Origin of the sequence: Rhodococcus sp. MEB041 (assembly GCF_030208955.1) — a bacterium.
GTDB lineage: Bacteria > Actinomycetota > Actinomycetes > Mycobacteriales > Mycobacteriaceae > Rhodococcoides.
Window position 1 is genome coordinate 76,245 of sequence record NZ_JARVSZ010000007.1, and the last position, 9,141, is coordinate 85,385.

A 9,141-nucleotide genomic window follows, 5' to 3' on the forward strand; every position below is an offset into this window, starting at 1 on the left:
CTATAGTTAGGTTGTTTATAACACGATCGTGGCGGACGTCGAAGTACTTTGTTCCGGTCCGGAGTCAGGAAGGTCAGGCACGCTCGACGGAGACGGAGAGAGATCCGAAGCCTCGGACCAGATTGTTCAGATGACGAACCGGTTCGCCATCGATCGCGAACGAGACCACTCGATCGGCGAGGGCGTTCAACACCGAGTGCGCTTCGAGTCGAGCCAACCCCTGGCCGGCGCAACCGTGCAGTCCGGACCCGAACGCCACGTGGTCCGACGCGTCGCGAGTGATGTCGAATGATCCCGCCGTGTCGCCGAAGTGGCGCTCGTCGCGGTTGGCGGACCCGTACATCATGATCAAGCGATCGCCGCTCGAGATGTCGTGCTCGCCGAGACGATGATCTCGCGTGGCCACCCTGGTGAACATCTGCAGTGGACTCTCGAAGCGGAGCACCTCGTCGAACGCGGACGGCACGAGAGTTCTGTCGACGCGCAATCCGGACCACTGATCGGGGTGTTGCGCGAACAGCGCGACCGCGGAGCCGAGCGCGTTCACGGTCGTGTCCATGGAGGCGCTTGTGTAGGCGGAGAGTAGAGCAGGTGCTGATTCCCGAGAGATGAGTCCGGCGTCCGCAGCATCGAAGATCGCGCGTCCCATACTCCCTTCGCGCAATTCGCTGCCGTCCAGGCTGTAGAGCCATTGGAATTGGTCACCCACCACAGGCATCACGTTCATCGACCGGTCGTTCAGCGGTCCCAGCGTATTGAAGACGGCGTCGCCCCACTCCAGGAGCTGGGGGCGAATCTCCCCGGGCAGGCCCACGAGGTCGGCGATGATGGTAGGGGGAAATACCCGAGCGAGATCGGTGACGGCATCGAATGTGCCTCGCTCGACCAATGATTCGACGAGTGCGTCTGCCTGCTCGCGGATCGGGCCGGACAGAGACCGAATGGCACGCGGCCCCAGACGGTCCGCGAGTACGCCCCGAAGTTGATCGTGCAGTGGGGGATCCGACGCCAGCACGGTGCCGCCGGAGAGTTCGTTGATGTCGTCGTTCATTCCGACACCCTGTGCGGAGGAGTAGGTTTCCCAATCCTGGAGCGACGCGCGGACGTCGTCGTACCGGGGAACGGCCCAGCACTCCAGAGCAGAGACCCATACGGATGCTCCCGTGTCTCGCAGGCGCCGGTAGATCGGGTACGGGTCGGTCAGGTTCTCGCCACTGAACAGGTCGATGTCGGTGATGTCGATGTCGTGGTCGGCGCTTGTCATGTCCTCACTTCTTCGCTGGTTGTACGGGAGGGGGCGGCTATCCGGTGTAGGCGTGACATCGGGACGCGCCGGTTGAGGGAGAGCGCGCCCACGGGCCCGTCGTCGGAGCTGAATTGCACCAGCGCGGAGAACTCGTCCAGCGAGCCTTCGATGACGGTGGAGGATCCGTCGAACGGCATGTCTCCGCTCATCTTCAGGGCGAGTCCGAACTGGTCGGTCCAGAAGTACGGACGAGCGTGCAACCCGGATGCTGCGTCGCCGAGAACGAGCGCGCGTGCTGCGGTCCTCCCTTGGTCGATCGCGGCCGACCAGTGCGGATGCCGTCGGCGGCTCGGTCCGTGAGTGGTGATGTCGCCGGCTGCGACGATCGTCGGCGTGACCCGGCAGCGACTGTCGACCTGCACGCCACGACGGTCCGCAAGCCCGGACGTGATGAGCCAGTCGACGTTGGGGGAGTCCCCGACCGCGGTGACGATGAGTTCGGCCGTGATGGTCGACCCGCCGGTGTCCACACCAGGTGTCGAACCGTTCGTCACCAGGCGAGCCCCGTCGGGGTGGATCAGGAATTCGACCCCACGGGCTTCAGCTCGGCGTTGGACGAGAGCCGAGACGAACGGCCCACACTGTCGTCTCATCGGTGGTTCGTTGCTGACGACGACGGTTCGCGCTCCGGCCTCGACGGCCGCCGACGCCAGTTCCATGCCCAGAATCCCCCCGCCGATCACGATGACACTCGACGCGGTCGCCAGGGCATCACGAATCGCTCGGGCGTCGTCGACGGTGCGTAGTACCTTCTCCGGAACGCCGTCCGGATTGCGTCCGAGGTCGGCCATGGTGATGGGTCGTGCTCCCGACGCGATCACGAGGCCGTCGAACCTGATGCGGTCACCGGAGGCGAGGATCACCGCGGATCCTTCGATCGAGACATCGACGACGCGTTGGTCGGACATGTGCGTGAGCGCCGAGTCCTGCAGAGGCGAAAGAGCGACCGACTCCACTGAGTCCACCCCGGTCAGTACCGCTTTCGAGAGTGGGGGTCTGGCATACGGCTGGTGCGGCTGCTCGTCGATCATCACAATCGGGCCGAGGTGACCTGCCGACCGGAGCTCTTCGGCGGCCGTGACGCCTGCTATCGATCCGCCGACGATGACGATCGTGCCATCGTGGGTGAGCATGTCACTCCGCCAGTCTCAAGGCCGCGACCGGGCAACTGCGTACGGCGGAACGTGCGGCATCGTAACGTTCTTCGGGCACCGAGTCGACGAGTATCTCGGGGATGCCGTCCTCGTCGAGTCGCACGAGGTCGCCGGCTCGCTCCTCGCAGAATCCGTAGCCCTCACACCGCGTGGAATCGACGTCGATCTTCATCGTGTGCTCCCTGTGCATCGAGGTTCGTCGAATGGCTGACGTGGCGGAGTTTGCCACTGCGAACGGCGGATGCGAGTCGATTCGCCGGGTAAACAGAAAAAGAATTCTTATTCTGTTCATGGCCACATACCCGCCGTGGGTCTGGTTGAATACACCCGTGACCACGCCCGAGTCGGACAGCGGCGAGACCGAATCGCCGCGGATACGGCCGGCCGTTCAGGAGCGATCCCGGCGGTCGTGGGAACGGGCACTTGCTGCCGGCGTGGAAGTCCTGGAGGAGTCCGGGGCGGAAGGGTTCACGATCGGGGCCGTCTGCGACCGCGCATCCATTTCGGTCGCGTCCATCTACTCGCGGGTCGACGGGAAGGGCGAGTTGCTTCTGGCGGTCTACGACCACGCGATGGAGTCGATCGAGTCCCGTCAGGTAGAAGTGGCGGCGATGGTGCGCTGGGATTCCGAGTCGGCGGGCGACGCGGTCGATCAGGCGGTCGGCGTCGTGGCTCGAATCTTTCTCGACCGACGAGGACTGATGAAGGCGGTCGTTCTTCTGGCGGGGTCTCACGCCGAGATACGACGGAAAGGATCTGCCTGGACGACGAAGCTCGGACAGCAGTTCGCATCGACACTGCTGAAGCACCCGGGAATCGCTCAGATCGACGATGTCGACCGCAAACTCGACCTGACCTTTCGCCTCGTGACCTCGTCGGTCACCATCCACGTCGCGTACGGAGACCGATTTGCCTCCGCCGCGCACTTGAGTGACGACGAGCTGGTGCGCCACCTCGCGTTCGTGTCACGGGCAACCGTTCTGACTCGGGGACCTGCACTCGACTGACGGCGACCCCGCCCGGGGTCGCCGGCGGGGTCGCTCGCATGCTCGTCGGTTCTACTGTGCTGCAGCGACAACCGGTGTGGTGACGGCTCCGAGGTCGCCGACCTCCACGGTGACGGTATCTCCTGCGGAGAGCAGCCAGGGTGGTGTTCGGGTGTAGCCGACGCCTGAGGGAGTCCCGGTGACGATCATGTCGCCGGGGTTGATCGTCATCGTTCGGCTGAGGAACGACAGCAGGGCGGCGGGGCCGAAAATCATGTCACGGGTGTTTCCCGACTGAGCGAGTTTTCCGTTGACGTGTGTCGTCAACGACCAACCCTTGTCGGGGTGCCCCGATTCGTCCACGGTCACCAGAGGCCCGAGTGGTCCGCTGTCGTCTGCGTTCTTACCCAGGGTCCACTGACTGGTGAGCTTCTGCGCGCGGCGTGCGGTGAGGTCGTTGAAAGTGGCGTACCCGAATATTGCTGCGGTGCACTCGTCTTCGTCGGCGTCGTGAACCCGTCGTCCGGCGACCACCGCGAGTTCGACCTCCCAGTCCAGCCCTGCCTCATCCCGCGGAACGGACACCGATCGCCCATCGACGCTGAGGGATGCCGTCCATCTGCCGAACACTGTGGGGTGAGTCGGAACTACGAATCCGCCCTCCGCCGCGTGCTCATGGAAGTTCAGCCCGATGCAGAAGACTCTGGCGGACAACGGAATGGGGGGTACCTCGATGACGTCCGACCGCTGCAACGGAACGGCGGGCGCGGAGTCCGCGCGCTCGAGGGCGCTGTGCGGATCCGCCCAGAAGTCGCCGACTTCCGCTATCGGCCATACTTCTGCCCCGTCCGTCCGCGCTATCTCCGGGCTGTTACCGCGGCTGATCCCGATCAGTTTCACGTGATATCTCCTTGGATGCCGTGATCGGCGTCAGGCGGTGGGAACGGGGGCGGGGAGTTGTGCCAGCAGGTCGTCCACGAGTGCGATCGTGGCGCTGTCTCCGTCTGCGAGACCGAACGTGTAGAAGTCCGGTCGCCCGATGAAAGCGGTGGCACCCTGCGTGCGGAAGTACTCGCCGTACGTGCCCTCGGCATCTTCGAATACTGTTGCATCGGAATCCGACTCGCCGGAACCGTCGATCGCGACCACAACACGTCGGACACCCAGTCGATCGAGCTCCCGGATCCTGTCCACACCCAGAGCGTCGTCGAGAACCTGCGTGCTCACCAGCTGGAAGCCGAAGCCCGTGAACTGGTCGAGCAGCGCGGTCTCACCTCCGCGGCGCACCACACCCTGCGGGGCCAGTTCCCCGGCTTCCCGGCCGTAGCCCCCGTCGGCGGTGCGGTGGAGTACACCGTCGCGCAGTGGATCGAGGTAGAAACCCAACGCGTCCTCGGAGGTACGGAGGAACTCGTCGCGCTGCTCGGCGGATGCCCGGTCGGGTTGAACGACCATCGACCAACTCCCCAAGGACCCGTGGACGAACTGGCTGTCGTGCTCGAGGCGTTCGGATTCGTAGGTGTCCAGTAGGTCGGGTGCAGCGGTGCCGCTCAGAACCATGTCGAGTTTCCAGCCGAGGTTGACGGCGTCTCGCATCGCTGTGCAGGCCCCTTGCCCCATGTGTGGGGGCATGGCGTGCGCGGCGTCGCCGCCGATGAAGGCGTCACCCACCCGGAAGGCTTTCGCCATGTGGGATCGGAAGCGATAGATCACCCGTCGCGTCTGTGTCACGTGGTCGCGGGGGATGCCGACTCGCTTCTCGAGGAACTCGAAGCCTTGCGACGGCTCCTGAACGGCAACGATGTCGACGTCGGGTGCGAGCTTGACATCGGTGCGGCACCGTCCGGCACCGTTGGGGCCGTAGAAGTACGGCTCGACGAGGTTCATGTCCATGTAGATGCGGTGGTCCAGCCCGTCCGGGAGGGGCTTGACCACCTCGTAGTCGGTGAGTACCCACCGGTCGTCATGTTCGTGAAGTACTTCCACGTCGATGCCGAGAAGTGAGCGGACGGTGCTGGACGCCCCATCCATGCCCACCAGGTATCGCGCGTGCAGTCGGGATTCGGTGCCGTCCACGAAGGAGGTGACCTCGATACCGCCGTCCTGCGCGGATTCTACGGCGGTGACCATTGCGCCCCAACGGACTTCGACCGACGGACATTCGGCGATGCGCCGTTCCATGGCCGACTCGATGTTCGGCTGGTGCAACGACAGCCGGGACGGGTATCCGCTGTGGCGCTCGCTCCAGTCCAGCGTTCCTACCCGCTGCGAGTCGGCTCCGTAGATCTCGACCTCGAGCTGAGGTATCGCGTCGAGGAGCGCCTCCGCCGGATCGCCGGTGTGCTGCAGCAGACGGGCGATCTCGCCGTCGAGTGTGCTCATTCGGGGGAGACCGTACGGCTCGGGTGCTTTTTCGAACACCACCACCGAGTGGCCACGCTGACCGAGCAGTGAGGCGAGTACTTCACCGCCGGGACCGAAGCCGACCACGGCCACGTCGACGTGCGGCACCTCCAGCGAACTGTCCACGCGAACTCCTTCAATTACTACCCGGTATTAAATTCGAAGTCTGGCTCAGCCGCCGAGCGATGTCAAGAACTACCAGTTAAACTATTCGTATGTTTTCCGACATCTCTGCCGTGTCCGTCTCACGCGTGGAAGCGCTGGCACGGAGCCTCGAGGCGTCGCTGCCCGGCAGGAATCTGGCCCCCGGCGACAGGCTGACCACAGTGGCGGATCTGCGTGAGCAGACCGGCCTGGCCAAGCAGACCATCACCGAGGCCCTACGGCTGTTGGCCGAGCGCGGCCTTGTCGAGATCCGGCCGGGCCGCAACGGCGGGGTTTTCGTCGCGCGGCCCAGTCCGGTGGTGCGCCTGCGACAGACTCTGCTCGCAGTCCCCAACGATTCTGCGACCGTGGCAGACGCAATGGCAGTCCGTGACGCTCTCGAAGACCTGATCTGTAGGGATGCGGCGCGCTGCCGGACCGCCCGCGACATCGCGGCCCTCCGTCGCAGTGTCGAGCGGATGGCGGATTCCGTCGGATCGACAGACACCTTCATGGCTGCGAATTGGACCCTGCACGAACGCATTGCCGCCATTACACCGAACGCGGTCGCCAAGGCCGTCTACCTCGGATCCGTAAGCTGCATACGTGACCTGTCGACCTCGGTCACCGCAGCAGAAGGTCGAGCGCCCGACTACTTGGAACGCCGCGTCCGAGTCCACGCAGACCTCATCGAGGCCATCGCTGCCGGCGACACGGAGACGACGGCAGCTGCGGTCCGACGGCACAACGCGGCCGACGTCGAGGACTGAACGGGCGGTTCGGCTCAGGCGGGCATGGTTGTGCGGAACCAGTCGAGCGAGGCGCCGATCATCGACTCGTACGAGGAGCCGTAGATGTCGAAGTGGCCCCCGGGGACCTCGATCGTGTCCGTCGTCGGGAGTGCCTTCCGCGTCCTGGATGCAGGATTGAGGGTGTCGTCGGTCGCGACGATCACTCGTGTCGGCACCCGCAACCGACTCCCGCTCGCCACCGGGGTGTACCGACCTAGCCGCGGCAATGATGCGGACGCAATGTCGTTGCGCCACTGCGGCGCCTGACGCTGGGCCGTACCGGTGAGAAACTCGTACGCGTCGCGGTCCTGCAGGAGGGCCGGATCGGCGGGCCCCGCGCTCACCAGCGTGAGCGAACGGGTGACCATTGCTCGCCAGGTCGTGGGCTTCACGGCGTTGCGCAGCGCCTCCGAACGCGGGACGCCCAGGTGCGGCACCACTGCCACTGCGGACGCGATCGTCGTGTCGGTGGAGGCGAGGCGCAGTACGTGGCCCCCGCCGAAGCTGGCACCCCACGCGCCGACTCGCAACCGGTCGACGTCCGGACGAGCTCGCGCCACGTCGATCGCGGCGCGAAATGTGCGGACCTGTTGTTCCGGATCGACGAGTTGGGGACTCGGGCCGGTCGACGAGCCGAAGTTCAGGTAGTCGAATGCCAGCACACCGAAACCGGCCTCGGCGAAGGAGCGGCCGACACGGTCGAGTGACATCTCCTTCACCCCGCCCAGGCCCTCGGCGATGATCACCACGGGGTGGGGCGGCGCCGCGTCAGGTACGAAATACCATCCGTCGACCGTCTCGCCGTCGACGGCGAAAGTGGTGTTCTCCCGGTGCATGCGTTCTCCTTCGGAAGCTTGTCGGCGGATCGCTTCGGTGTCTATATTAACCGAATAATTATTGACTTCACCGACGAAGGACGACACGATGCAACTCGACCTCGAACAAAAATTCTCGGCAGATCCGGACACGGTCTTCGCTCTCTTCTGCGACCGTATGTTCGTCGAGAACCGGCTTGCCATAGTCGAAGCGACGTCGAAGGAGCTTCGTGAGCACGAGGTCTCCGACGGCTCTCTGACCATCACCGTGTTCACCACCGTGGCCCGCAGCAAGCTACCGAAAGCAGTTCGTGGCTTCGTGCGTGGAGAGCCCGAGGTGATCAGAACCGAGCGGTGGAACCGGGTCGACAACGGGTACAGCGGCGAGACCGCTGTCGAATTGAAGGGGCCCGGCGACATCGAGGGGCGAATGGCCCTCGAGCCGGACAAGACCGGATCGAAGGTGACTGTGCACTTCGACATCAGAGTTCCGATACCGATGTTCGGCGCGGACGTGGAGAAGACGCTGTCCGGAGAGATCGCCCAGATCGTCGACACCGAATTCGGGTTCCTGTCGGATCACCTCGCGAAGGGCTGATCGAGCGGCAGGTATCGAACACCGCGGGCTGGGCGGACGGTCAAGCCTGCAGTCCCGCTCCTGCACGGGTGACGACGACGCGGGAGACGACGGCCCGCGGCGACAGGCGTGTCAGGGCGGCCACGAGTTCGACGATGTCGTCGACCGAGATCATCGTGTCGGCGGGGATGCGATCGGTGATCCAGGCGCTCATGTCGGTGTCGACGTAGCCAGGGGCGATGGCGGTGCCCGTGATGCCGGAGCCGCTCTGTTCGGAGTTGAGGGTGTCGATCACCGAGAGCAGCGCGGCTTTGGTAGCGCCGTAAGCGGCGAGGCCGGCTTCCGGGTACACCCCGGCAAGTGAGGCCAGCGCGATCACTTTCGCGCCGTGTGCTGGGTCCGCGGCAACTGCATTGTGCAGCAACGGCATCGCGGCCTGTAGCAGTGCGAACGGAGCACGCAGGTTCACGTCGATCGTCTTGTCGAACCGGCGCATCGGGTAGGTGTCGATGGGTCCGGCGGTGCCCACACCCGCATTGAGGATCAGGGCGTCGATTGCGCGGAAGCTCTTCCCGTATTCGCTGATGAGGATCTCGGCCACGTCGGGATCGGCCATGTCGCAGGCGACGGTGCGCACCCGTGCGGCCCCGGAGTCGGTGAGTGTCTGCGCGGCGTCGTCCAGGGTGTCCTGCTTGCGCCCGGTGATGAGCATGGACCAGCCCTCACTCGCGAGGCGTCGCCCGATCGCGAGTCCGATTCCGCGTGAGCCGCCTGTGATCAGGGCGCTGCGTGTCACAGCGTCGCTCCTTCCAGTGAGCGCAGCCCGGCTGCGGCGAATTCGGCTGTGGCGTGGGCGGCTGCCGCGGCGGTGCCGTCCACGTCGTCGGAGGTGAGGGCGCGGTGTGCGATCCCTTCGGCGATGACGGCGATCTTGAAGTCGGCGAGGGCGCGGTAGAAGTTCCAGT

Annotated in this window: 10 protein-coding genes; 3 read left to right on the forward strand and 7 right to left on the reverse strand. The window is 65.1% G+C overall.

Going from position 1 to position 9,141, the window contains the following annotated elements:
- Positions 1-73 precede the first annotated feature (73 nt).
- From QRN16_RS20080 to QRN16_RS20090, 3 genes are read right to left on the reverse strand one after another with little or no spacing between them, the layout of a single operon-like run.
- A complete protein-coding gene (locus tag QRN16_RS20080) occupies positions 74-1,264 on the reverse strand; it encodes a cytochrome P450 (RefSeq protein ID WP_285189427.1) in 1,191 nt (396 codons plus the stop codon).
- A complete protein-coding gene (locus QRN16_RS20085) occupies positions 1,261-2,439 on the reverse strand; it encodes an NAD(P)/FAD-dependent oxidoreductase (protein ID WP_285189429.1) in 1,179 nt (392 codons plus the stop codon). The genes QRN16_RS20080 and QRN16_RS20085 overlap by 4 nt, the downstream gene beginning before the upstream one ends.
- A 1-nt stretch (position 2,440) precedes the next feature.
- Positions 2,441-2,632, reverse strand: coding sequence for a ferredoxin (locus QRN16_RS20090; protein ID WP_285189431.1), 192 nt, complete (start codon positions 2,630-2,632; stop codon positions 2,441-2,443).
- 31 nt (positions 2,633-2,663) lie between these two features.
- On the opposite strand from QRN16_RS20090, the gene QRN16_RS20095 reads away from it, so the two are divergent.
- On the forward strand, positions 2,664-3,467 hold the full coding sequence (locus QRN16_RS20095) for a TetR/AcrR family transcriptional regulator (RefSeq protein WP_285189433.1): 804 nt from the start codon (positions 2,664-2,666) through the stop codon (positions 3,465-3,467).
- A 51-nt stretch (positions 3,468-3,518) separates the two neighbouring features.
- On the opposite strand, the gene QRN16_RS20100 is transcribed toward QRN16_RS20095, so the two are convergent.
- Both QRN16_RS20100 and QRN16_RS20105 read right to left on the reverse strand, forming a co-directional pair.
- Complete coding sequence (locus QRN16_RS20100) at positions 3,519-4,346, reverse strand: fumarylacetoacetate hydrolase family protein (RefSeq protein WP_285189436.1); 828 nt, start codon at positions 4,344-4,346, stop codon at positions 3,519-3,521.
- 30 nt (positions 4,347-4,376) lie between these two features.
- Positions 4,377-5,975 carry an FAD-dependent monooxygenase gene (locus QRN16_RS20105; protein WP_285189437.1) on the reverse strand — a complete coding sequence of 533 codons (1,599 nt, stop codon included), beginning with the start codon at positions 5,973-5,975 and terminating at the stop codon, positions 4,377-4,379.
- Positions 5,976-6,064: 89 nt separating this feature from the next.
- On the opposite strand from QRN16_RS20105, the gene QRN16_RS20110 reads away from it, so the two are divergent.
- Positions 6,065-6,763: a FadR/GntR family transcriptional regulator gene (locus QRN16_RS20110; RefSeq protein WP_285189439.1), complete on the forward strand. Its 699-nt coding sequence runs from the start codon at positions 6,065-6,067 to the stop codon at positions 6,761-6,763.
- Positions 6,764-6,777: 14 nt separating this feature from the next.
- Here the strand turns inward: QRN16_RS20110 and QRN16_RS20115 are convergent, their stop codons facing one another.
- Positions 6,778-7,620, reverse strand: coding sequence for an alpha/beta hydrolase (locus QRN16_RS20115; RefSeq protein ID WP_285189440.1), 843 nt, complete (start codon positions 7,618-7,620; stop codon positions 6,778-6,780).
- An 88-nt stretch (positions 7,621-7,708) separates the two neighbouring features.
- On the opposite strand from QRN16_RS20115, the gene QRN16_RS20120 reads away from it, so the two are divergent.
- On the forward strand, positions 7,709-8,197 hold the full coding sequence (locus QRN16_RS20120; protein ID WP_285189442.1) for a DUF2505 domain-containing protein: 489 nt from the start codon (positions 7,709-7,711) through the stop codon (positions 8,195-8,197).
- Positions 8,198-8,237: 40 nt separating this feature from the next.
- Here QRN16_RS20120 and QRN16_RS20125 read toward each other — a convergent pair whose 3' ends face one another.
- Entirely contained in the window at positions 8,238-8,972 is a 735-nt protein-coding gene (locus QRN16_RS20125; protein WP_285189443.1) for an SDR family NAD(P)-dependent oxidoreductase, read from the reverse strand.
- Positions 8,973-9,141 lie beyond the last annotated feature (169 nt).